Consider the following 22,955-nt stretch of genomic DNA (forward strand, 5'->3'; position numbering starts at 1 on the left):
AATTCCCGCAATGAGCCTTCCACCGCCAGCACGGCGGCACAAAGCAGAGAGCAGGCCGGACGATCAGCCGGCCGCCAATCGCGGGGAGTGACGATGGATCGCAGGAACTTCATGCTGGCAGCCGGTGCGGGCGCATCGCTGACGCTGGCCGGTGGGGCTCAGGCGGTCTCGGCGCGCTCCGCAAGGCCCGTTGCGCCTGCCGCTTCGGGCCGCAAGCCCTATCTCATGAAGCTCGGCTGCCAGAGCATGCCCTCCAGCGAGGCGCACTTTGCCGATTTCGCGCGTTTCGGCGTCACCAATATCTGTGCCCGCGCCTCGGTTGCGGACGGGCGGCTCTATCCGACCGTCGATGAGCTCCTGCGCCTGCGCGACATGGCGCAGCGCCACGGCCTCAGCCTCGACATGCTGGAGCCGGACCTGCTGGCCTCGACCCACATCGACCGCGAGAAGCACCCTGCGATCATGCTGGGCGACGGGGCCGAGCGCGACCGCGACATCGAGGCTTTCGCGACCACGCTGCGCAACTGCGCGGCGGCGGGCATCCCGGCGGTGAAGTACAACATGAGCCTGCTCGGCGTGCTGCGCACCGCGCCGGCCGAGGGGCGCGGCGGTTCGCATTACTTCGCGTGGGACTTGTCGAAAGCGAAACCCGCAACCCCGCTGACCCGCGCCGGGGTGGTCGATGCCGACCTGTTCTGGGAGCGGATCACCTATTTCCTCGACCGCATCGTGCCGGTCGCCAACGAGACCAGGGTGCGCATTGCCTGCCACCCGCAAGACCCCGGCACCCCGCCCGGCGGCTATCAGGGGGTGACCAATGTGCTGGGCACGGTCGAGGGGCTGCAGCGCCTCGTCCAGATCAACGAGAGCCCTTATCACGGCCTCAATTTCTGCCAGGGATCGGTCTGCGAGAACCTGACCGATCCGGCCAGCCAGATCTTCGACGTGATCCGCTGGTTCGGCAGCCGCAAGAAGATCTTCAACGTCCACTTCCGCAATATCCAGGGCCACCGCGACCGCTTCAACGAGAGTTTCCCGGACGAGGGCGACATCGACATGGTCCGCGCGCTCCAGACTTATGCGGAAGTCGGCTACGACGGCATGATCATGCCCGATCACGTGCCCGGCATGGACGACCCGCAAGTGGTCGACGGCAAGCCGGTGTGGACGCCTCGGGCCGAGAATTTCGCCTTTTGCTACGGCTACATACGCGGCCTGCTGCAATCGGCCCAGCGTTTGACCTGAGAATACAAGAACGACGCCCGGCGGGCGATCCAGACAAGATCCTTTGGAGGGGAGTTTTCCTAAGATGATGAAGCGGTTTACCGTTCTTGGCGGGGTGTCGGCGCTCGCCCTGTTCAGCCACACGGCAGCGATGGCGCAGGATGCTACTCCCGCTGTTGCTGAAGATGCGCAGGATTCCGGGGCTTCCGTCACCACCGAAGATATCGTGGTGACCGGCAGCCGCATTCCGCTGTCCGGCTTCAACCGCCCGACGCCGGTGACGGTGACAAGCGCGGCGCAGCTCAATGCCGCGGCCCCCACCACGCTGGGCGAAGCGCTCAAGCAGCTTCCGGCGCTCTCGTCCTCGGCAGGTCCGCGCGGTGCGCAGACCTCCAGCGGGCAGGGCGGCGCCTATCTCAACTTGCGTAACCTCGGCACCACCCGCACGCTCACCCTGTTCGACGGCCGCCGCTTCATTCCCAGCGACGGCAGCGGGCAGGTGGACACCAACATGTTCCCCCAGGCGCTGGTCGAGCGCGTGGAAGTGGTGACCGGCGGCGCCTCGGCGGCCTATGGCTCCGACGCGGTGGGCGGCGTGGTGAACTTCATCATCAACAAGAAGTTCACCGGCCTCACCGGCAACATCCAAAGCGGCATCACGACCTACGGCGACAACGACGAGCAGAAGATCGAGCTTGCCTATGGCGCGCGCTTTGCCGACGACCGTGCGCATTTCCTGATCAGCGGTGAATACTTCCGCAATGCGGGCGTGGATGACCGTCTGGCGCGTCCGTTCTCGCAGAAGAGCTGCCAGCCGATCTCGCTGCCTTCGGGTTCGGCCACCAAGCGCGATTTCGCCTGCGACGTGCGTGTCGCCAATGCGAACTTCGGCGGCCTCATCACCAGCGGCCCGCTGAAGGGCACGACGTTCGATGCCGGCGGCAATCCGGTGGCGTTCAACTACGGCACCAGCGTCACGAGCTCGACGATGGTCGGCGGCGATGGCCCGCGCCCGCAGTTCGCGCCGCTGATCGCGGGGCTGGACAAGAAGATCGTCTATTCGCGCCTCGCCTTCGATGTCAGCGACAGCTTCACCGTCTTTGCCGAGGGCAATTACGGCAAGACCAAGAATGACTACCAGGTCGGCTCCTACTCGAACCAGCTGGGCACCACGGCGCTCAAGCTCTCACGCGATAACGCCTATCTGCCGGACGCGCTGGCCGAAATGATGGACGAGGCGGGCGTCACCACCGTGACCATGGGCCGCTATGACGACGACCTGCCGCGCACCCGCGTGAAAGTCGCGAACGAGACCATACGCGGCGTGCTGGGCGCGGAAGGCAACGTACTGGGCGGGCTCAAGTGGAACGTCTATGCCGAAGCCGCGCGCAACGAGCGCAATCTGGCGCTCCACCACGATCTTATCCAGGCGAATTACGTCAATGCCGCCGATGCCGTGGTCGATCCTTCCAGCGGCGCCATCGTCTGCCGTTCCTCGCTGGCCAATCCGGGCAACGGCTGTGTTCCGGTGAATGTCTTCGGCACCAATACCGTGTCCAGCGATGCCCTGAACTACGTGACCGGTACCAATACCGCCGATCAGGTGTTCAAGGAATTCGTCGCCGCCGCCTCGATCGCGGGGGCTCCGGTCACGCTCTGGGCAGGTGACCTCGGTTTTGCGGCCGGTGTCGAGTACCGCCGCCAGAGCTTCAACCAGGTCGTCGATCCCTTGTCGGAGGCCTACAACCCGATCACCAATGCCGAAGGCGCCTACCGCGTCGGCAATGCCAAGGCGCAGAGCGGCAGGTACAACGTCAAGGAGGCGTTCCTCGAACTCGACGTGCCGCTGCTCAAGGACCTGCCGCTGATCCGCGCGCTGGACTTCAACGGCGCGGTCCGCCGTACCGATTACAGCACCAGCGGCGCGGTGACGACGTGGAAGGCCGGCCTGACCTGGCAGCTCTACGACGACCTGCGCCTGCGCGTCACCCGTTCGCGCGACATCCGCGCGCCCAGCCTCTACGAACTGTTCCAGCGCGGCACCACCAGCTATCAGCCGCAGGTCTACGATCCGTTCACCAACACGACCGCGACCAACGTCCGCTCGGTGGTGCGCGGCAATCCCGACCTGCGTCCGGAAGTGGCCAATACGCTGACCTTCGGTGCGGTCTATTCGCCCTCGTTCCTGCCGGGCTTCAACGTCTCGGCGGACTACTACGACATCCGGATCCGCGATGCGATCGCCTCGCTTTCGTACCAGCAGGAAATGGACGATTGCTACAACGGCAGCGCCTCGGCCTGTGCGCTCATCAGCCGCGATGCCAACGGGGTGCTGACGCAGATCGACATTGTCACCCAGAACCTGGCCTCGTTCAATACGCGCGGCATCGACTTCGAGGCGGGGTACCGTTCGAACCTGCCCTGGCTGGCGAAGGACGCGGCGATCTCCGCGCGCCTGCTGGGCAACTATATCGACAAGTACGAGCAAAGCTCGCCGGGCGTCGCGGCGATCGACCGTGCCGGCCAGATCGGCACCGCGCCGCACTGGCGCCTGACCGGGCAGGCGGACTTGCGCATCGGTGCAGTCTCGCTGTTCAACCAGGCGCGTTTCATCGGTGGCGGCGCCTATGACAAGAGCACGCTCGCCAGCGATCTGCCGCAGCGCCATTTTGCCGGACAGGTGCTGTTCGATACCCGGATTTCGGCAAAGCTGCCGGTCGATCACGACTGGGAGGCCTATCTGAGCGTCACCAACGTCTTCAACCAGCTGATCAATCCCTATGTGGCCAACGGTCCTTCGGGCATCTCGGACTTCGACGCGATCGGCCGCACGTTCCGTGTCGGCGTGCGCTTCACGATGTGACGGCCGGATAAAGACGGTCTGGATGGAGGACGCCATCCAGACCGTCTGGCTACCAGCTCCCATATCAACCCGAAATATGACCTTTCGTCCCGAAATGTGGTTGACGACTGCGAAATGAGGCATCATCTCTAGTCCGACAATTAGGCCGTAAACTCATCAATGGCGTCATCGAGGTTTGAAGCAAAATGGTTCAGCGCCAGGAAGGAAGGCGAAGGAATATGTCCATATTTCAAGGCTTCCTGACGCAGCGATGGACCATTTTGGTCAAATCCCGAAGGGACGCCCAAATGGCTTCCATTTCGAACCGAAGCGACCTTGGACGGGCAACCAGCCCGCCCGGCACTCACTTCGGACCGAACTGTTCGCCATTTGGGCGCCTCGATGGCGCCATTTATGAGTTTACGGCCTAAAAGGAGGGGAGATGTCTCGATCACGCCGGAGCCTGGCCTGCGGGTTTGCGCTGCTGCTGGCGGCGAGCGGCATGACGTCTCCCGCCAGTGCCAGTGCCAGTGCCAGTGCCAGCGCCGGAAGCGATGGCGGGGCAAGGTCCGCTTCGGGCGCGCGCACCACGCTCCAGTCGCGCGCGACCGTATCCGTAGAAGCTGGCGGCCCCACCATCGATCCGAACATCTACGGCCAGTTCGTCGAGCATCTCGGGCGCGGCGTCTACGAGGGCATCTGGGTCGGGCCGGATTCGCCGATCCCCAACCTGCGCGGCATCCGCTCCGACGTCGTTGCCGCGCTGCGGCGGGTCAGGGTGCCGGTCATCCGCTGGCCGGGCGGCTGTTTTGCCGATGGCTACCATTGGCGCGACGGCATCGGGGCGGCGGACAAGCGGCCGCGCGGGATCAATTCCGCATGGGGCAGGACGCCCGAGACCAACGCCTTCGGCACCCACGAATTCATGGACTTCCTCGGCCAGATCGGGGCGAGCGCGTTTGTCTCGGTCAACCTCGGCAGCGGCAGCGTGCGGGAGGCGGATGACTGGCTGCGCTACATGACGGCCCCGCAGGACAGCGCGCCCGGGCAGGAGCGGGCGGCCAACGGTCACCCCGCGCCCTGGCAGGTCCCCTACATCGGTGTGGGCAACGAAAGCTGGGGCTGCGGCGGCAACATGAGCGCCGACACGTACGCGGCGGCATTCCGCCACTACGCGGCCTTCCTGCGCACTTATTCGGGCGCGCGGGCAAGGCTGATCGCCGTCGGCGCCGATACCGACGACTATGCCTGGACCGAGCGGGTGATGGCGCAGGCCATGCTGTGGCGGCCGGAACCGACGCCGCTTGGCCTCACCAGCGACACGCCCTTGATGTGGGGGCTGTCGCTGCATTTCTACACGTTTGCGGGCAACGACTGGCACGCCAAGGGCCGCAACGTCGGGTTTGACGAGAGCGGCTGGGCGGCGGCGCTGGCCCGGGTCGCGCTTACCGACGAACTGATCCGCCGTCATGCCGAGATCATGGACCGCTACGATCCGGGCCGGCGTGTCGCGCTGGCGGTGGACGAGTGGGGCGGCTGGTTCGAAAGCGAGAAGGATGCGCCTTCCCAGCTCTATCTCGAAAGTACCCTGCGCGATGCACTGATCGCGGCCAAGAGCCTCAACATCTTCAACCGTCACGCCGACCGGGTCAGGATGGCCAACCTCGCGCAGATGGTGAACGTGATCCAGTCGCTGGTCCTGACGCGCGGGAGCGCGATGGTCGTCACCCCGACCTACCATGTCTTCGACATGTACAAGGTCCATCAGGGGGCCACGGCGCTGCCCGTGCAGGTCGAGACGCCGGACTACGTCCATGGCGATGTGCGGCTTGCCGGCATCGACCTGTCCGCCTCGCGCGATGCCGGCGGCAGGCTGCACGTCACCATCGCCAATCTCGACCCGGCAAGGGCGAACCGCCTGCGGATCCATCTGGACGGTGGCCGCTGGCACCGCGCGGGCGCGCAAGTGCTGACGGCGGACGCCATCGATACCCGGATCACCTTCGACAAGGCGGATCCCTTCGTGCCGCGCCCGTTGGCCGTGCACCTGTCGGGCGGCGAGGTGGAACTGGTGCTGCCGTCGAAATCGGTCACCGTGCTGGAAGTCGAATGAAAGGCCCCGCAGGGCCGGGCAAGCGGAGAGAGGACATGAAGGCAGGGGTTGTGGGGCTGGTCGCCTCCGGATTGGCCGCGCTTTGCGGCGCGCCGGCGGTCGGGGAGGCGCAGGTCACGGCCGGGGGTGCCGCAGCCAGGTCGGCTGCCGGCGCAGCGAGGCAGCTCGAGATCGTGCCGAGCCTTGCCGGGCAGAAGGCGGCGCCGGTGCCGCCGGAGCGCGCGCGCACGGCCTACCTCATGGTCTATCCGGGACGAGACCCATTCGCTGCACATCGCCGTCTCGCGCGACGGTTACACGTTTACCGACGTCAACGGCGGCCAGCCGGTGCTCAGCGGCCGCGGCATTGCCGAACAGCAGGGCATTCGCGATCCGCACATCATGCGCGGGCCGGACGGCGCGTTCTATCTCAGCATGACCGACCTGCACATCTACGCCCAGCGCGAGGGCCTGCGCGATACCGAATGGGAACGTCCCAAGGCGACCCACGGCTGGGGCAACAATCGCTCGCTGATCTTCATGAAGTCGCGCGATCTGGTGCACTGGACCCATGCCATCGTCCATGTCGACCGGCTTTTTCCCGAAACCGCCAATCTGAGCGCGGCCTGGGCGCCGGAGACGATCTACGACCCCAAGGCGCGCAAGATGATGGTCTATTACACCACGCGGGACGGCGCCGGGACCGAACACATGGTCTATTCCTATGCCGACGATGCCTTCACCACGCTGACCCGGCCGCCGCAGGCCCTGTTTGCCTATCCGAAGCCGAACGTCGGGTCGATCGACGGCGACATCACCCGCATCGGCGGCAAGTTCCACTTGTTCTACGTCGCGCACGAGCGGCCCGGCCATCTCCGGCAGGCGGTTTCGGACAGGATCAACGGCGGCTATGCGTTTGATCCCACCCCCGTCGACCCCGAGACGGTGGGCACCGAGGCGCCCAACCTGTGGCGCCGCTCGGGAACGGATACGTATGTGCTGATGTATGACGTGTTCGGCGCGAAACCCAACAACATGGGCTTTTCCGAAACCAGCGACTTCAAGCATTTCCGCAATCTCGGCCGGTTCAACGAGCCGGGATCGCCGATGAAGGCGACCAATTTCGCCGGGCCCAAGCACGGTGCGGTCATGTCCATCACCCCGGCGGAAGCCGACCGGCTGGAGCGGCATTTTGCCGCGCCCTGAGCCGGAAAACTACCGCTTCACCCGCGCCTTCATGCCCCGCATCCAAGCCATTACCGGGAGAGTGCCCCATGCCGAATGACCGCCGCCTGTTCCTGACCTCGCTGGGCGCGCTGGCCGCCGCCCCGCTGCTGCCGGCCCGCGCGCTGGCGCAGGCGGGCGAAGGCCCTGCGTTCGAGCGTTTCCCGATCTGGCCGGGATCGCCGCCGGGGCTGCCCAAGGGCGGCGTGAAGGAGGAGCGGGTGCTGCGCTCCAACAAGAACAATCCCGACGATTTTGCCTGGCCGCACGTGGCGACGCCGATGCTGACGGTCTGCCCGGCGACCAAGCCCACCGGGGCGGCGGTGCTGATGTTTCCCGGCGGCGGTTATGCGCGGGTGGCGATGGGCACAAAGCCGTCCGCGATCTCGCGCTGGTTCGCATCGCAGGGGGTGACGGCCTTCGAACTGCTCTACCGGTTGCCGCATGACGGCTGGGCGGGCGGGCCGGACACGCCTTTGCAGGACGCCCAGCGCGCGATGCGGCTGATCCGCGCCAATGCCGCGAAGTGGCGCGTCGATCCGGCCAATGTGGCGACCATCGGCTTTTCGGCGGGCGGACACCTCTGCGGCAGCATTGCCACGCGCTTTGCGGCCAAAGTCTACGATCCGGTGGACGCCGCCGATGCGCAGGATGCGCGGCCTTTGGTGGCGGGCATGTTCTTCCCGGTCGTCAGCATGATGCCGCCGCTCGCCCATGGCCAGTCGCGCAGCGAACTGCTGGGGCCGAACCCGGGCGAGGACCTGTCGCGGCGCTATTCGCTGCAACTCGATGTGCCCGCCGCGACCCCGCCGATCCTGCTTGGCCATGCGGCGGACGATACCGTGGTCGATTGCGGCAACAGCCTTGCCATGTTCGAGGGATGCCGGGCCGCAAAAATTCCGTCCGAGCTTTATGTGATCGAGAAGGGCGGCCACGGCGCGCCGCTGTTCGAGCCGGACGGCCGCGCGGGCCTGTGGCTGACGCGTTTTGCCCGCTTCGCGGCGCGCCATGGCTTGAAGATCCCGTCCGAGGGAGCGTGATCGGCACTGGAGGCCGCTTCCGAGCGGTCTCTCAGCGGCTCGTCCCAAGCGGCACGACGCGGAAATTGCGGATGCGCAGGTGGCTTTTGGTTGTGCGCAGGGCGAACCAGCCCCGGCGGTAGGGCGCGGCGTCGGTCATCGTGAAAAGCCGCTTGCCGCCGAAGTCCACCGTCACCGTCCCGCCATCGGTGGCAAGCCGCACCGGCACCCAGCGATTGGCCACCAATAGCGCCGCCGGATCCGCCCGGTCGTGCTCGGGCAGCAGCGGACGATTGCCCGGTTCCCCTACGTAGCGGCGCATTCGCGTAGTGGTGTTGCGATTGCCGCCGATGCCCAGGTAATAGGTCCTGAGCGTGTCGTAGTCGGCAAAGGCCCCGCTGCGCGGGCGGGAGAGGGGCGATCCGTCCGGCGCCGCCGGGTCGGAGGCCATCCAGAAGGCGTTGACGTCGCTCACCGCATCGTTGGGCCCGCCCGCCGACACGGCCATGACCTCGTATTCGATGGCGACGGGCGCGCGCAGTTCCTCGCCCCACCAGACCGAGATCCCTTCGGGCGTATCGATGTCCATCACCCCGTCCCGCACGGTGACGCGCGAGGGCGCTTCCGCCTCGACGCGCCAGTGCGACAGGCCGTGGCGGAAGCCGTCCGTTTGCGGCGGCGCCGCTGCCGACAGAAGCCCAAGCAACAGGACGGCGGCGAGGCGTTTCACTCCAGCGCATCCCCGATCAGCGTCAGGTTCACGGCGGCGGCGATGCCCCACTGCGCGGCGTCGTTGGTGGAAACTTCGGCGATCTCGTCCACCGGCTTGAGCACCGTGGCCCCGGTGACCTTGTGTGCCCCGCGCGACTGGTCGCGGCCTTCGCGGTCGCCCGCGCCGAAGAATTCGCCCCAGGCACGCCGGACCAGTTCCGGCTTGCCGAGTTGCACCCCGGCATAGGCGGTGTAGCGCGAATGCGCCTGCGTCAGCGCGCGGCCCTTGCCCGATGCGCCGGTGCGGGCGCGGAACTCCGCCTCGGGGGCGTTGTAGAGCTCGCAGTATTCCAGCCAGGTCTTGCGGAAGGCCGGTTCGTCCACGAGCTCCAGCAGTTCGGCGGTGATCTCGAACACGCCGAACACGCCGTTGAGGTGGCTCATGTTGACCTCCTTGCCGCCCCCCACGAAGCGGCCGGAGGCGAGATCGAACGCGCCGCCGCCCGCCAGCCAGCCCTTGGGCAACGCGGCGATGGAGCGCATTCCGGCCACGATGCGGTCGCGCCAGCGGGTGTCGCGCGTGCGCTCCCACTCGGTCAGCCAGGCGCCCAGCAGCGAGCCCCAGACGGTGCCGAACTGCATGAAGATCTGGCCCTCGGGCAGCGGCTGGTCGGCCACCACCGCGCCGGTTCCGGCGAGCGGTTCGGCCCGGTGCAGCACCTTGCGGCCGATGTCGACGGTCTTGAGCGCATGATCGCTGTCCACCAGGGCGCGCATCAGGTCGCCGCAGCGCTCGTCGGTGGTGAGGTAATAGTAGAAACGGCGATAGGCGGCGTTGGAGATGCGCGGCTGCTTCGAACTGTCCGCCCAGTGCTGCACGCCGTGGCGGGTGCCCAGGCCCTTGAAGCGGCCGGCATGGTAGACGTCGACCTCGCCGGTGTGGCGGGTCATCGCCTCGGCAAGCCGGAACACGTCGGCGCGGCCCGTGCGCAGGAAGCCGTACCACAGCCACATGTCGGTCGACAGTTCGCTGTTGTCCCAGGCGAAACCGCCGATGTCGTAGCGCCACACGTGCCGGTCGTTGTCATAGCTGTGCATGACGTCGCCGTAGTTCCAGAAGCCGTACCAGCGCCGCTGCTCGACTTGCCCGATGTAGAAATCGAGTTCCTGTTTCGCGCGCGCCTCGATCTTGCCGCGCAGCGCCCCTCCCGCGGCGATCGGGCTCCACGGCCCGAACAGCCCGGCCGCGTGGACCCGCGCGACATTGGGGACGAGGCGCGGCGGGGTGGCAAGGCCCTTGCCCATGTGCGCCAGTCGTTCGCGCGGCGGCGTGGCGGGCAGCGCCCAGATGCGGAATTCGGTGGTCCGCGCGATCCCGGAGGCATCGCCCCAGCCGGGTTCATAATCCTCATACGTCACGTCGAGGCCGCGGTTCTGCGCCTCGTAACTCTCCATGCCCATGACGTCGTGATAGAAGCGCAGGTCCATCGCCGGGGCATCGGGGGCGTGGTACCAGATCGTGAAGCGCGCGGTGTCCCCGGCGGCATCGGCGATGTCGAGGCCGACCGGGCAGCGCTGCCAAAAGTCGTGCATGCCGAAGGCGACCCCGCCCGAGGGGCTGCCGACATAACCCAGCCCCGGTGCGCGCCCGGCGGTGTCGACGTCTACCCAGCCGCAGCCCGGCCGGGTGCGCTTGACGATGGTAAAACCGTCCGAATTGGGTTGGCGCAGGCGGAAATCGCCCCAAGCCGGGATATATTCGAGGTTCTGGCGCACCGCCGCGCCCATCTGGTCGAGCGGAGGGACGGCCTCGCCCGCCACTTGTGCGTCGCGGAAAGCCTTGCCGGGATCGCGGCGCAGGCCGGTCAGCGGGCGCACCGCCTCGCCCCAGAGGCCGCCATTCTCGCCCGCGAAACGGACGTGGCGGTCATGCAGCGCGCCGCGCATCGGCACGCCGCCCTCCAGGGCCAGTCCGCGAATGAAACGTGTGGCCGGGTCGCCGTCGAAGATCATCGAGTGGACCAGCCGCACGCTGTCCGATCCGGCGTGGAAGTAGAGGCGGACGCAGAAGGGCATCCAGTCGCCCGCACTGTCGCTCGCCTCACCGCGATGGCGGCCGTCGAGCTTGATGACGGCGCGGATCGGGCCGCTCTGTTCGACCGTCGCGCTGTCGATGCTGCTGGTCCAGCGGGTCAGCCCAGGGGCGCCGTCCTCGTCGTCGGCGCGGTCCTGCGCGCTGGCGAGCAGGCGCACCGATTGCAGCACTTGCGCCGAACCGACGTTCGCGGAGCGGATCAGCGCCTCGCCCGAACGGCCGACCGTCCAGACGGTCTGCCCCACGGTGACGGTGATGGCATCGCCTGCCTCGCGCAGGGAAAGCGTCTGTGCGGGCCGGGCGCTGCCGGGCGCGACGCGCAGGGAACCGGCGCGGGCGCCGTTGGCGGCGGCCGCGTGCCCGGTCCACTTGATCGAGCCGTCGGGCCACCAGGCCATGGGCCATGTCTGCAGCGCCTCGCGGGTGCCGCCGGCGCCTTCGAGAACGTAACCGCGCCTGTCGAATCGGGTGCCGCGCGGCCAGGGCTGGCCCCATGACTGGCCTTCGTGGGCGAAAGGCGCGCTGCCATCGAGCCATACCACGTCGTCGCCCGGTGCGATGCCGGAACCCAGCGGCTCCAGTGCGCCTGCGGGAGCGGCCTTGGCCTGCCCGGCGGTGAGCGCCATCGACGAGACGACGGCCGAGGTTGCCAGACTTTGCGCCAACATCTCGCGGCGGCTCCAGACCAGCTTGCTCATGCTCTCTCCCATTTTGAGCGATGTCTTATGTGGGATGGTATTTCATCATGTGGTCTTTATCGTCAACCGCTAGCGAAAGAAAAAAGTGCCCCATGCGGCGCGGCGGGATCCGTTGCGCGCGTGTTCCGGCAGGTCTTGCCGCGATTGCCTTCGGAAGGAGGAGTGCCATGCAAATCAATTTGTATTGATGCACTCAATTTTGCCATGCGAAGCGTTGGAGCAGGTGCGCGGCGCGTGCCAATCCTTTCAGCGTAATCCGAACAGCTTGGCGCGCAGTGCCCGCAAGTGCTCGCGCATGGCGGTTTCGGCCGCTTGCGGGTCGTGCTTCCGGATCGCCTCGACGACCTTGTTGTGCTCGTTGTCGGTGTTTTCCTTCGGGCCGGGTTCCGCCCCGAAAACCTGGTCGATCCGCCGATCGAGCGTGAACTTCATCTGGGCGCGGAGCGTATCGTAAAGCGTCACCAGCAGGACGTTGTGGGTGGCCTGCGCGATCGTGCGGTGCAGCTTTTCGTCCAGCCGTTTCCACTGCAGCATCGAGTGTGACAGTGCCATTTCGGCCAGGCATGCGTCCATCGCCGCGAGATCTTCGGGCACGGCGTGGATGGCCGCTTCGGCCGCCAGCTGCGGTTCGAGCACGCCGCGTGCATGCAGGATATCGTCGACGCTGAAGTTCGCCGCCACGGCGAGGGGTTCGATGAACTGCCGCGGGCCGATGAACGTGCCCTTGCCGACATGGCGCCAGATCGCGCCCTCGCTCTCGAGGTGCTTGAGCAGGGTTCGCAGGCGGCCGCGGGTTACGCCGAGTTCCTCGCTCAGACGCGGTTCGGGCGGCAAGCGCTCCTCGCCGCGCTCGATGGTCTCGTCGAGCAGGGCGCGCAGCCGGACTAGGTCTTGATCGGACACGGAAAGCTCCTTTGCGGCCGAGGTACCACAATGCCGGACAGCTGAGGATAGCAAATCAATAATCAGATTGACATGCTTCAATAGTGAAATTATTCGCCGCAAAAGTTACGCAGGCCATGGCCCTGCGGCGCAGGGCCGGGAGAGGGCATCATGCAGCGCGAATTGTACGAGACCCTGGTCCTGTCGGATCACGAGGTGAGGTCGGTCTTCGATTGGACCGGGGCGGTGGCCGCGCTGGGCGCGGCTTATGCAGCGCCCTTGGCGGAGGCGGGGTTCCCGCCAAGGACAATGGCGCGTGGAGAAGGGGTGTGGCTGCGTTCGCTGACCGGGATCATGCCGGGGCAGGCGGTCATGGGGGCCAAGCTGATCGCCGCTTCGCCCGTGGCTGGGGCGGCGTCCTACCTCATTTCGCTGTTCGACGGGCAGACGATGGCGCTCGATGCCTTGCTCGACGGCAATGCCATCACCGGCTTTCGCACGGCGGCCACGTCGGCGCTGGCCGCGCGGCGGCTGCTTGCCCAGTCACGGCCGCGCGTGGCGGTGATCGGTTCCGGCTTCGAGGCGCGGACCCATCTCGAGGCGCTGGCACAGTCGGGACCGCTCGCACAGGTGCTGGTCTTCAGCCCGCGCGAAGCCAGCCGGGCCGCGTTCTGTGCGGCCATGGCGGAAAAGGGCATCGCGGTGACGGCAGCCGCCAGCGCCGAAGCGGCAGTGGCGGCCAGCGATCTCGTGATCTGTGCGGCGCGGTCGCGCGACGAGACGCCGACACTGCTCGGCCGCTGGCTGCGCCCGGGCATGACCGTTGTCTCGATCGGCTCGACGCTGCCCGAGCAGCGCGAGATCGATTCCGTGGCGGTTGCGCGCGCCGACCTCATCGTCGCGGACATGGTCGAGGAAGTCGCCCATGACACCGGCGACATGATCGCCGCACACAGCGAAGGCGTGGCCTTTGCCGACAAGCTGGTGTCCCTCGCGGAGGTGGTCGGCGGCCGGCACTCCGGGCGCGGCGATGCGCGCCAGATCATGCTCTACAAGTCGGTGGGCGGGGCGATCCAGGACCTCGCCGTGGCCGGGATGTGCGCCGCGCGGGCCCGGCGGCTCGGGATCGGTTCGACCATTCCAGCACCGATCCGTCCCGTTTCGAAAGGCAAGTGATCGCCCCAGTTCTCTAAAACCTTCGGAGAGTTCGCAGCATGCCCGTCTACACCAAGTCCGAAGCCCGTGCCTGGGCGCGCGAGAAGATGCTGGGGGTCGCCAATGTCGTGATCCCGACCGTGACCGGCGATTGCACCGCCCTCAACGAACAGGCTGCCCGCCACGATGTCGAGACAACGATCGCGCACGGCTTCGTGGGGGCGCTTGCCTGTTCCGAAGTGGTGATGTCGATGGAAGAGTACCGGCGTTTCGTCGAGGTGATGGTGGAGCAGGCGGCGGGACGGATCTTCGTGGTCCACCACGCGGTGTTCAACACGCTGGAGGACAACATCGTCGCCGCGCGGCTTGCCGCGGAGGCGGGTGCGGAGCTTGTCCTGCTCGGTTATCCGCCCTGCTTTTACCCCCAGTCGCTGGAAGAGGTCTACGCCTATACCAAGGCGTTCTGCGACGCGACCGACCTTGCCGTGATGCTGTTCCCGATCCCGACCTGGGGTTTTGGCCGGTTCAGCCCGATCGACATGCCGGTCGATCTCCTGCGCCGCCTTGTCGACGATTGCCCCAATGTCGTGGCGATCAAGGCCGAGGGCGGCATGCCGCATATCATGGGACCGATCGAGGTGCACCGCGCCTTTCAGGACGAGGTGGTGATCTCCTTCCCGATGGAGCACGAATTCATCCCGCTCGCCCAGCTGATCGACGTGCCCTTCTGCGGTACCAATTTCTCGGCCTTTTTCGGGCCGGTACTGCCGCGCGTGTTCGACATGATCCGCGAGCGCCGCTTTGACGAGGCGACGGCGGAATTTCACCGCATCGATCCTGCCCGCAAGGCGTTCGCCAGCGTGCCGCAGGCCGGAGGCGGCCTGATCAACCGCTTGTTGTGGAAGTACGAGGGCTGGCTGCAGGGCTACAACGGCGGCCCGCTGCGCCATCCCACCGCCCGGGTCTACCAGCGCGACATGGCGGCGCTGCGGCGCGGCCAGGAAGCGGCCGGGCTCGATCCCACCCCCGATGCCGACGCGCTGTTTTTTGTCGGTCGCAACCCCGCCTGAAAGGACGCGCCATGGAACAACCCGTAACCTTGCCGCTGGCCGATCCCGATCTGCTGCGCCAGGCGATGCTGATCGGCGGCGCCTGGCTGCCCGCCGACAGCGGCGAAACCATCGATGTCCGCAATCCCGCCAATGGCGAACTCATCGCGCGTGTCCCGAAAGCCGGGGCGGCGGAAACCCGGCGCGCGGTGGCGGCGGCAGAGCAGGCGCTTCCTGCCTGGCGGGCCATGCTCGCCAAGCAGCGCAGCGTGATCCTGCGCCGCTTCTTCGAACTGATGCTGCGTCACGCGGACGACCTGGCCCTGCTGATCACCTCGGAACAGGGCAAGCCGCTGGCCGAGGCGCGCGGCGAGGTGCTCTATGCCGCCAGTTTTGCGGAATGGTTCGCCGAGGAAGCCAAGCGCGTGGATGGCGAGATCATTCCGCAGAACCTCGACGGGCGCCGGATCCTGGTGCAGAAGGTGCCGGTCGGGGTCTTTGCCGCGATCACGCCGTGGAATTTCCCGGCGGCCATGATCACCCGCAAGGCCGCTCCCGGCTGGGCGGCGGGCTGCACCGGGGTGATCAAGCCCGCGAGCCAGACGCCGCTGACCGCGCTGGCGCTCGGCGTGCTGGCCGAGCGCGCCGGGCTGCCGGCCGGGGTCTGCAATGTCGTCACCGGGGCGGCCGGGGCGATCGGCGGCGAACTGACGGCCAATCCGGCGGTGCGCAAGCTCTCGTTCACCGGGTCGACCGAGATCGGTGCGCTGCTGCTGGCGCAGTGCGCGCCGGGCATCAAGCGGACCAGCATGGAACTGGGCGGCAATGCGCCGTTCATCGTGTTCGACGATGCCGATCTCGAGACGGCGGTGGCGGCGGCGATGATGGCGAAGTTCCGCAACAGCGGCCAGTCCTGCATCGGCGCCAACCGGTTTCTCGTGCAGGACGGCATCTACGACGCCTTTGCCGAGCGGCTGGCTGCCGAGACCGCCAGGCTCGTCGTTGCCCCCGGAACCGTGCCCGGCAGCGCGATCGGCCCGCTGATCGACGCGGCGGCGGTTGCCAAAGTCGAGGAACATGTCGGCGACGCTCTGGCGCGCGGTGCGCAGCTTGCTTGCGGCGGGCATCGTCATGCGCTTGGCGGCACGTTCTTCGCGCCGACGGTGCTGAAAGACGTGCCGCGCGACGCGAAGATTTTTGCCGAGGAAACCTTCGGTCCGGTCGCCCCGCTCTTCCGTTTCGCCGCGGAGGAGGAGGCGGTGGCGCTGGCCAACGATACGCCCTTCGGCCTTGCCGCCTATGTCTGCGCGCGCGACATGGGGCGCATCTTCCGCGTGGTGGAAGGGCTGGAGTTCGGCATGGTCGGCGTCAACGAGGGGCTGATCTCCACTGAAGTGGCGCCGTTCGGCGGCGTCAAGGCATCGGGCCTCGGGCGCGAGGGGGCGGCGGTCGGCATCGAGGAGTACCTCGAGATGAAGTACGTGGCGCTCGGCGGCATCCGGGCAGAGGCACCCGCCGCGCGGGCTTGACCAACCTGCGATACGTCAAGCCCCACGCAGGTCGGTGTTACGGTTTTACGCTAAGGGCATCGAGGCGGGCGGTCCCGCTCAGCGCGGCATCGCCGGCGAAATGGCCGATCCGCAGCGGATAGGCCCTGGCATCCACGCTCCAGCTTTCGGTGCCGTCGCCGGTTCGCTGGAACCGGGCGATGACGCGCGGATCGACCGTGAGCGTCACGTGGCGGGTCTCGCCCGGGGCCAGGCGGACTTTCTCGAAACCGGCAAGGCGGTAGGCGCGGGTGCCGGCGGCACTGGCCGCCTCGACATAGAGCTGCGGCACGTCGGCGCCTTCGCGCTGGCCGCTGTTGGTGACATCGAATTCGACCGTCAGCCCGGCGCCGTCGGTGACCTTGAGATTGGCATAGCCGAAGCGGGTATAGCTGAGGCCGAAGCCGAACGGGAACAGCGGTTGCTGGTTCCTCGCCGCATACCAGCGATAGCCGACATCGGCGCCCTCGCGGTAGTCGGCCGAGAAGGGCGCGACGCCGCCGCTCATGCCGTAGACGGTCTTGTCACCGGCGTCGCGGCGTGCGTCGGCGGCGTGCAGTTCGGCAAGGCCGAGCGGCTCTGGCCGGGGCGCCTGCGCGGCGCTGGCGGGGAAGGTGATCGGCAGGCGGCCGGAGGGATCGACCTTGCCGAACAGGATATTGGCGATCGCCTCGCCGCCGCGCTGGCCGGGATACCAGGCCTGCAGGATCGCCGGGACGCGGCTTGCCCAGGGCATCAGCGCCGGGCCGCCGGTTTCCAGGACCACCAGCGTCTTGCGGTTTGCGGCGGCGACCGCTTCGATGAGCGCATCCTGGTTGTCCGGCAGGGCCATGCTTTCGGGGTCCTGCGCTTCGGTGCGCCAGGCCCAGGCGAAGACCATGGCGATGTCCGCGCCGCGGGCTGCCTGTGCCGCGGCCTTGGGATCGCTGCCGTCGAGGTAGACAACCGTGGCACCGGGGGCGAGCGCCTTGATGGCCTTGAGCGGCGAGGAGGCGTGCCAGGTGATCCGCGCGAAGGAGGCGGCGGCGCCTTTGGTGAGCGGGATCTCCACCGGCGCGCCGCCGACCGAGCGGACCTGCGACGAGCCGCCGCCGGACAGCACGCCGACATCGGCATGGGCGCCGATCAGCACGATCCGTTTCGCGCTGCGCGCCAGCGGCAGCAGGTCGCCTTCGTTCCTGAGCAGCACGATGCCCTCCTCGGCGGCGCGCTGGGCGACCTCGGCATGGGCGGCATAGTCGATCGGCTGCGGGGTTTCGGGCACCGGATCGTCCATCAGTCCGCTGTCGATCACGCCGAACAGGATGCGCCGGACCATGTCGTCGAGGCGGCTCATCGGAATGCGCCCCGCCTTTACCGCCTCGGCAAAGCGGTCGTCGAAGAACATGCGGTCGTCCAGTTCCTGCCCGGAATCCTGGTCCAGCCCGTTGATCGCGGCCTTCTCGGTCGAATGGACCGCGCCCCAGTCGGACATGACCCAGCCCTTGTAGCCCCAGTCCCGCTTCAGCACGTGGTTGAGCAGCCAGTCGTTCTCGCAGGCATAGTCGCCGTTCACCTTGTTGTAGGCGCACATGACCGAGCCGGGCTGGCCCTGCTCGATGCCGATCTCGAAGGCCAAGAGGTCGCTTTCGCGCAGCGCCGCCGGATCGATGCGGGCGTCGAGCACGGTGCGGCCGGTCTCCTGCGAATTGAGCGCGAAATGCTTGATGGTGGAGACGATGTGGTTGCTCTGTACGCCCTTGATATGGGCGCCCACCATGATCCCCGCGAGCAGCGGGTCTTCGCCGAGATATTCGAAATTGCGCCCGTTCCAGGGGTCGCGGGTGAGGTTGACGCCGCCTGCCAGCAGCACGTTGAACGTCTTGGCGCGCGCTTCCGCACCGATCATCGCCCCGCCCTGGTAGGCGAGGCGGGGGTTGAAGGTGGCGGCGGTGGCGATGCTGGCGGGCAGCGCGGTGGCGACGTCGCCCTTGCGCTGCTCGATCTGGTTGGCGACGCCGAGGCTGGCGTCGCTTTCGCGCAAGGTGGGGATGCCGAGGCGGGGGATGCCGGGGATGTGCCCGGCCGACGGGATCATGGCGATCGGCGGCACCGGTTTCGCCAGCGGCGGGAAGTAGCCGTGGATCAGTTGCAGCTTCTCGTCCAGCGTCATCGCCTTGACCAGCGCTTCGGCGCGGGATTCCGCCGACTGGCTGGCGGTCGTCTGGACGGGTGTCTGGACTGGTGTCTGGGCCTGCACGGGGGCGGTCAGGCCGGTGCCGAGGGTGAGGGCGGTCAGCAGGGCGGCAATCTTCGAAGTCATCGGGAAACCTTGGCTGGAGCGGTGCCCGTGCGGGCGTGATAGTGGTTCAGCAGGCTGCGGTGGTCGGGCAGGGCGCCAAGCGCGCCGCTCTGCGCGGTGCGGACGCGGGCAAAGGCCTCGCGGGCTTCGCTGGCACCGGGATAATGGCGCTCGCCCGCCGCAAGCCGGGTCTCGAAACCCATGCCGTAGAGGATGTAGTGGTAGCTTGGCGGCAGGAAGGTCTCGAGGTCGACGACAAAATCGAACCGCGAGGGTGGACGGCGGCGCCACTGCAAGAGCATGTCCTGCAGGCTCTCGGGGATCGAGGCGGGATCGGTATTGTCGCGCCAGTAGGCGGTATCGGTGCGGCGGGTGATGCAGTAGTGCAGCTTGAGGAAGGTGACGATGTGCTCGAACCGCGCCGCCATGAGCCGGTTGAAGCTGCGGGCGGCGGCCTTCCGGGCGGTCTGGTCGGCGGGGACGAGGAAGTCGCCGATCATCTTCAGCGCCGCCTCGATCAGCATGATGCCGGTCGATTCCAGCGGCTCGAAGAACCCGGCGGACAGGCCCAGCGCCACGCAGTTGCCGATCCACTGGGTTTCGCGGTAGCCGGTCTCGAAACGAAGCGGGCGCGGGGCGAGGGCGGCGCCCTGGGGGCCGAGGTAGCGGCGCAAGGTCGCCTCCGCATCCTCGTCCGAGCAGTGGCGGCTGGAATAGACATAGCCGATGCCGCGTCGCTCGCTGAGGCCGATGTCCCAGGTCCAGCCCGCGTCATGCGCGGTCGCCAGCGTATAGGGGCGCACGGGGGCGTCCGGGCAATCGTAGGGCAGCTGCAGGGCCAGTGCCCGGTCGTTGAACAGGTGGTCCGCGCAGGAGGTGAACCCGGCGCCGAGCGTCTTGCCGATGAGCAGGGCGGAAAAGCCGGAGCAATCGAGGAAGAACCCGCCTGCGACGCGGCGGCCGTCCGTCAGCATCAGCGCCGCGATGTCGCCATCGGGCGCGCGTTCGGCGCTAGCCACCGTGCCTTCGATCCGGGTGACGCCGGCGGCGATGGAAATGTCGCGCAGATAGTCGGCAAAGCGGGCCGCGTCGAAGTGGTAGGCGTAGTTCATCGGCCCCGAGAAATCGGGATCGCCGGGCCGCTTTGGCGCACGGCCCGCGCGGATCAGCCGTTCCTGCACGGTCACCGCATCGGCCCATGACGGGCGGGCGGGGTCCTCGGCGGCGGCGATCCAGTGCGGCAGCAGCGCCTCGTCCTCGCCGCCCACCGGCATGTTGAAGGGGTGGAAGTAGCTGTCGGCACCCGTGGCCCAGCCTTCGAACAGCACGCCCTGCTTGAAGGTGGCATCGGCGCGGGTGAGGAATTCCGCCTCGCCGATGCCAAGGCCCGCCAGCGTGGTGCGGATGGTGGGAAACGTGCCCTCGCCCACGCCGATGATGCCGATCCGGCTGGATTCCACCAGCACGACGTCGCGCATCCCCAGCGTGCGGGCAAGGTAGGCGGCGGCCAGCCATCCGGCCGTGCCGCCGCCCAGGATGACGATGCGACCGGAAGAGGGATCGTCGCTCGTCATGGTCCTGTCCTTTCAGTGGCCGGTCAGAAGCTGGCGCGGGCGCGCAGGCCCCAGGTCCGCGGCGGCTGCAGGTTCGAGAGGAACACCGGATCGTAGCGCGGCGCGCCAAAGGCGCCGGCACCGGTGCGGATGTGCCCGTTCTCGATGTTCTGGACAAAGGCCTCGACCGTGTACTTGTCGTCCGCCGTGGTGAAGCGGATCGAGGCGTCGGAGCGGAAGTAGGCCTTCTGCTTGTCCCACGAGGTGCCGTTGGTGCCGCGATCGGGCATGTTGTCGTCCGGATCGTTGGCATTCACGAAGGGATTGGCATCGCCGTTGAAGTAGCTCAGCCAGCTGCGTGTCTCGTAGTGGGTGGTGACGCGCGGGGTGATCCGGGCGCCGCTCGCCAGCACGAAGTCATGCTCGTAGCTTGCCGTTGCCGAGAAGCGCGGGGCATGGGCCAGTTCGTTGCCCCTCAGCTGCACGATCGAGGACTGCTTGCTGCCGTCGTAGAGGCGGCCGTCGACGCTTTCGAGATCCTCCAGCCGGGTCTTCTGCAGGGTGGCGGAAAGGTTCAGGCGGTCGTTGCCAGTCAGCGCCGCGCTCATTTCCGCTTCCAGGCCGTAAGCCTTCGCGCCCTTGGCGTTCTGGGTGATCATCTGGCTGCGGATGACGTTGCCTTCATCGTCGCGGAAGGTGACCGCCTGGTTCACCTGGTATCCCTTGAAGTCGGAATAGTAGGCGGCCAGGTTCAGCGTCAGGCGGCGGTCGAACATGCGGGTCTTGAGGCCGACTTCGTAGTTGGTCAGCGTTTCCGGATCGGTGAGGCCCGCATTGTCCTGGATGTTGCCCGACTTGAAGCCGGTCGAGATGCTGGCGTAGCCCAGCGTGTCGGCGGCGATGTCGGCATCGACGCGGGCAAGGTAGGTCAGCTTGTCCCACTTGCCTTTCACATCGTTGCTGGAGATCGCGTAGCCGGGCAGCAGGTCGACCAGTTCGGCGGCCGTCGCACCCGGATAGGCGCCGAAGATCCCGCCCTGGCAGGCGTCGGCGGGCAGGGTGTCGGGGCAATGGTCGAACATGACGTTGCGGCCGCCGACGTCCTTCTTCTTGTCCGAAGTGTAGCGCAGGCCGCCGGTCACGCGCAGCCAGTCGGCGGCGTGCCACACGGCCTGGCCGAAGGCGGCGCGGCTGTCGATCTGGCGATCGGCCTGGATGAAGCTGCCCGCCCAGCTGAAGGTGCCGTCGCGGTAGCCGTTGCGCTGGTCGATATCGAAGCGGATCTTGTTCTTTTCGTGGCTGTAGTAGGCGCCCAGGATCCAGTCGATGGCGTTGTCGCCCGAGGACTTGAGCTGGAGCTCGTGGCTCTGGAAGTCGTAGCGCGACCAGACCGTGGCGTTCTCGTTGAAGGCGCCGAGCGGCAGGTCGTTGCCGCTGGCGTCCACTTCCCCGGTTGGCGGGAGCGCGCCGGCGTCGGCATCGGTGCGGGTGCTGCCGCCGATGCGGGACCAGCCGGCGATGTAGCTGAGCTGGATGCCGTCGGTGACGTCATAGTTCATGGTACTGCGGACCGCCACCGAGTAACGGTCGGTATCGGGCGCGGTATCGCTGAGCGTCGACCAGCGCCTGGTGCCCGCGCGCGGGGTCTGGAGCAGGCCGATCACCGGGGCCCCGTCGTCCCAGAAGGCTTCGCCGGAGAGGTTCCAGGAAAAGCGCTCGCCCGGCTGCCAGAGCATCGAGACGCGGCCCGAGCGCTGGTCGGCGGCGTAGTACTTCTTGCCCGAGGTGACAAAGGCGGACTTGTTGATGCCGGCGACATCGGGCGCGGGCTGATAGTCGGCATAACCGTCATGCCGGTCGCTGACGAAGGCAACGCGGAAGGCCAGCGTGTCGGTGACCGGGATGTTGATCGCGCCGCGCACGCCGAACCGGTCGTAATTGCCCGCGGTGACTTCGACATTGCCCTCGAACACGCCGAGCCTGGGCTTGGCGGAGATCAGGCTGAGCGCGCCGACGGTGGCGTTGCGGCCGAACAGCGTGCCCTGCGGCCCGCGCAGCACTTCGACGCGTTCCATGTCGTACATCAGCACCGAGGCGCCCTGCGAACGCGGGGAGTAGATGCCGTCGACATAGATGGCGACTTCCGGGTCGGCCACTTCGGTATAGGCGCTGTCGTTGCCGATGCCGCGCAGCGTCAGCAGCACGGCGGACTGGTCACCCTGCTGGTTGAACTGGAGCGAGGGCACGAAACGCGCAAGGTCGGTCACGTCCTTCACGCCGTTCTTGGTCAGGGTGTCCTGGCTGAAGGCCGAGATGGCGATCGGTGTGGACTGCAGGGTGGTTTCGCGGCGCGTGGCGGTGACGATGATGTCGCCGTCGGAAACGGTCACCGGCGCGGCGGCCGGCAGTGCGGCTGCCTGCGGTACAGCTGCCTCTTGGGCGTGCGCTGCGGATACGGAAAAAAGACAAGCCGCGAGCGCCGTGCCCGCGACGAGATCGTGCCTCGTCATGAAATCCTCCCAATGTGTTTCTACTTTGTGAGGCTGCAATGACCCGATCCTGACAACGATGTCAACCGTCATT

At 67.4% G+C, this 22,955-nt stretch carries 15 protein-coding genes; 8 read left to right on the forward strand and 7 right to left on the reverse strand.

Features of this window, described 5'->3' with window-relative positions; genetic code table 11:
* Window positions 1-93: 93 nt before the first annotated feature.
* Both DM450_RS20035 and DM450_RS20040 read left to right on the forward strand, forming a co-directional pair.
* Complete coding sequence (locus DM450_RS20035) at window positions 94-1,245, forward strand: mannonate dehydratase (RefSeq protein ID WP_142638507.1); 1,152 nt, start codon at window positions 94-96, stop codon at window positions 1,243-1,245.
* 64 nt (window positions 1,246-1,309) lie between these two features.
* Window positions 1,310-4,087, forward strand: coding sequence for a TonB-dependent siderophore receptor (locus DM450_RS20040; RefSeq protein WP_142638509.1), 2,778 nt, complete (start codon window positions 1,310-1,312; stop codon window positions 4,085-4,087).
* A gap of 140 nt (window positions 4,088-4,227) precedes the next feature.
* Here the strand turns inward: DM450_RS20040 and DM450_RS20045 are convergent, their stop codons facing one another.
* Entirely contained in the window at window positions 4,228-4,521 is a 294-nt protein-coding gene (locus DM450_RS20045; protein WP_142638511.1) for a hypothetical protein, read from the reverse strand.
* On the opposite strand from DM450_RS20045, the gene DM450_RS20050 reads away from it, so the two are divergent.
* The 3 genes from DM450_RS20050 (at window position 4,509) to DM450_RS20060 (ending at window position 8,422) form a co-directional block, all read left to right on the forward strand.
* Entirely contained in the window at window positions 4,509-6,179 is a 1,671-nt protein-coding gene (locus DM450_RS20050; RefSeq protein WP_260610618.1) for an alpha-N-arabinofuranosidase, read from the forward strand. The two genes, DM450_RS20045 and DM450_RS20050, sit on opposite strands and share 13 nt — an antisense overlap.
* Window positions 6,180-6,362: 183 nt before the next feature.
* Window positions 6,363-7,364, forward strand: coding sequence for a glycoside hydrolase family 43 protein (locus tag DM450_RS20055; RefSeq protein ID WP_260610619.1), 1,002 nt, complete (start codon window positions 6,363-6,365; stop codon window positions 7,362-7,364).
* A gap of 68 nt (window positions 7,365-7,432) precedes the next feature.
* On the forward strand, window positions 7,433-8,422 hold the full coding sequence (locus DM450_RS20060) for an alpha/beta hydrolase (protein ID WP_142638513.1): 990 nt from the start codon (window positions 7,433-7,435) through the stop codon (window positions 8,420-8,422).
* A 31-nt stretch (window positions 8,423-8,453) separates the two neighbouring features.
* Here the strand turns inward: DM450_RS20060 and DM450_RS20065 are convergent, their stop codons facing one another.
* The 3 genes from DM450_RS20065 to DM450_RS20075 form a co-directional block, all read right to left on the reverse strand.
* Window positions 8,454-9,131, reverse strand: coding sequence for a DUF6250 domain-containing protein (locus DM450_RS20065; RefSeq protein ID WP_142638515.1), 678 nt, complete (start codon window positions 9,129-9,131; stop codon window positions 8,454-8,456).
* Window positions 9,128-11,905, reverse strand: a complete 2,778-nt coding sequence (locus tag DM450_RS20070; protein ID WP_142638517.1) for a Tat pathway signal sequence domain protein — start codon at window positions 11,903-11,905, stop codon at window positions 9,128-9,130. Before DM450_RS20070 ends, DM450_RS20065 begins: the two co-directional genes overlap by 4 nt.
* A gap of 246 nt (window positions 11,906-12,151) precedes the next feature.
* Window positions 12,152-12,808, reverse strand: a complete 657-nt coding sequence (locus tag DM450_RS20075; protein WP_142638519.1) for a FadR/GntR family transcriptional regulator — start codon at window positions 12,806-12,808, stop codon at window positions 12,152-12,154.
* Between the two features lie 150 nt (window positions 12,809-12,958).
* Between DM450_RS20075 and DM450_RS20080 the strand changes: the two genes are divergently transcribed.
* The 3 genes from DM450_RS20080 to DM450_RS20090 are packed head-to-tail and all read left to right on the forward strand — an operon-like array spanning window position 12,959 to window position 16,520.
* Window positions 12,959-13,963, forward strand: a complete 1,005-nt coding sequence (locus DM450_RS20080; RefSeq protein ID WP_142638521.1) for an ornithine cyclodeaminase family protein — start codon at window positions 12,959-12,961, stop codon at window positions 13,961-13,963.
* 38 nt (window positions 13,964-14,001) lie between these two features.
* Window positions 14,002-15,012: a dihydrodipicolinate synthase family protein gene (locus tag DM450_RS20085; protein ID WP_142638523.1), complete on the forward strand. Its 1,011-nt coding sequence runs from the start codon at window positions 14,002-14,004 to the stop codon at window positions 15,010-15,012.
* Between the two features lie 11 nt (window positions 15,013-15,023).
* A complete protein-coding gene (locus DM450_RS20090) occupies window positions 15,024-16,520 on the forward strand; it encodes an NAD-dependent succinate-semialdehyde dehydrogenase (RefSeq protein WP_142638525.1) in 1,497 nt (498 codons plus the stop codon).
* A 37-nt stretch (window positions 16,521-16,557) separates the two neighbouring features.
* Here DM450_RS20090 and DM450_RS20095 read toward each other — a convergent pair whose 3' ends face one another.
* From DM450_RS20095 to DM450_RS20105, 3 genes are read right to left on the reverse strand one after another with little or no spacing between them, the layout of a single operon-like run.
* Window positions 16,558-18,840, reverse strand: a complete 2,283-nt coding sequence (locus DM450_RS20095) for a beta-glucosidase (protein ID WP_142638527.1) — start codon at window positions 18,838-18,840, stop codon at window positions 16,558-16,560.
* Window positions 18,837-20,393, reverse strand: a complete 1,557-nt coding sequence (locus DM450_RS20100) for a tryptophan halogenase family protein (protein WP_142638529.1) — start codon at window positions 20,391-20,393, stop codon at window positions 18,837-18,839. The genes DM450_RS20095 and DM450_RS20100 overlap by 4 nt, the downstream gene beginning before the upstream one ends.
* A gap of 23 nt (window positions 20,394-20,416) precedes the next feature.
* Window positions 20,417-22,882, reverse strand: a complete 2,466-nt coding sequence (locus DM450_RS20105) for a TonB-dependent receptor (RefSeq protein WP_142638531.1) — start codon at window positions 22,880-22,882, stop codon at window positions 20,417-20,419.
* Window positions 22,883-22,955: the final 73 nt, after the last annotated feature.

The sequence above is a fragment of the Sphingomonas sp. IC081 genome, from assembly GCF_006874585.1.
Taxonomy (GTDB): Bacteria; Pseudomonadota; Alphaproteobacteria; order Sphingomonadales; family Sphingomonadaceae; genus Novosphingobium.

Bases quoted from the DNA above. Each gene is read 5' to 3' on its own strand.
- DM450_RS20035 (WP_142638507.1), top strand. From the start codon at position 94: ATGGATCGCAGGAACTTCATGCTGGCAGCCGGTGCGGGCGCATCGCTG.
- DM450_RS20040 (WP_142638509.1), top strand. From the start codon at position 1,310: ATGATGAAGCGGTTTACCGTTCTTGGCGGGGTGTCGGCGCTCGCCCTG.
- DM450_RS20050 (WP_260610618.1), top strand. From the start codon at position 4,509: ATGTCTCGATCACGCCGGAGCCTGGCCTGCGGGTTTGCGCTGCTGCTG.
- DM450_RS20060 (WP_142638513.1), top strand. From the start codon at position 7,433: ATGCCGAATGACCGCCGCCTGTTCCTGACCTCGCTGGGCGCGCTGGCC.
- DM450_RS20070 (WP_142638517.1), bottom strand. From the start codon at position 11,905: ATGAGCAAGCTGGTCTGGAGCCGCCGCGAGATGTTGGCGCAAAGTCTG.
- DM450_RS20080 (WP_142638521.1), top strand. From the start codon at position 12,959: ATGCAGCGCGAATTGTACGAGACCCTGGTCCTGTCGGATCACGAGGTG.
- DM450_RS20085 (WP_142638523.1), top strand. From the start codon at position 14,002: ATGCCCGTCTACACCAAGTCCGAAGCCCGTGCCTGGGCGCGCGAGAAG.
- DM450_RS20090 (WP_142638525.1), top strand. From the start codon at position 15,024: ATGGAACAACCCGTAACCTTGCCGCTGGCCGATCCCGATCTGCTGCGC.
- DM450_RS20095 (WP_142638527.1), bottom strand. From the start codon at position 18,840: ATGACTTCGAAGATTGCCGCCCTGCTGACCGCCCTCACCCTCGGCACC.
- DM450_RS20100 (WP_142638529.1), bottom strand. From the start codon at position 20,393: ATGACGAGCGACGATCCCTCTTCCGGTCGCATCGTCATCCTGGGCGGC.
- DM450_RS20105 (WP_142638531.1), bottom strand. From the start codon at position 22,882: ATGACGAGGCACGATCTCGTCGCGGGCACGGCGCTCGCGGCTTGTCTT.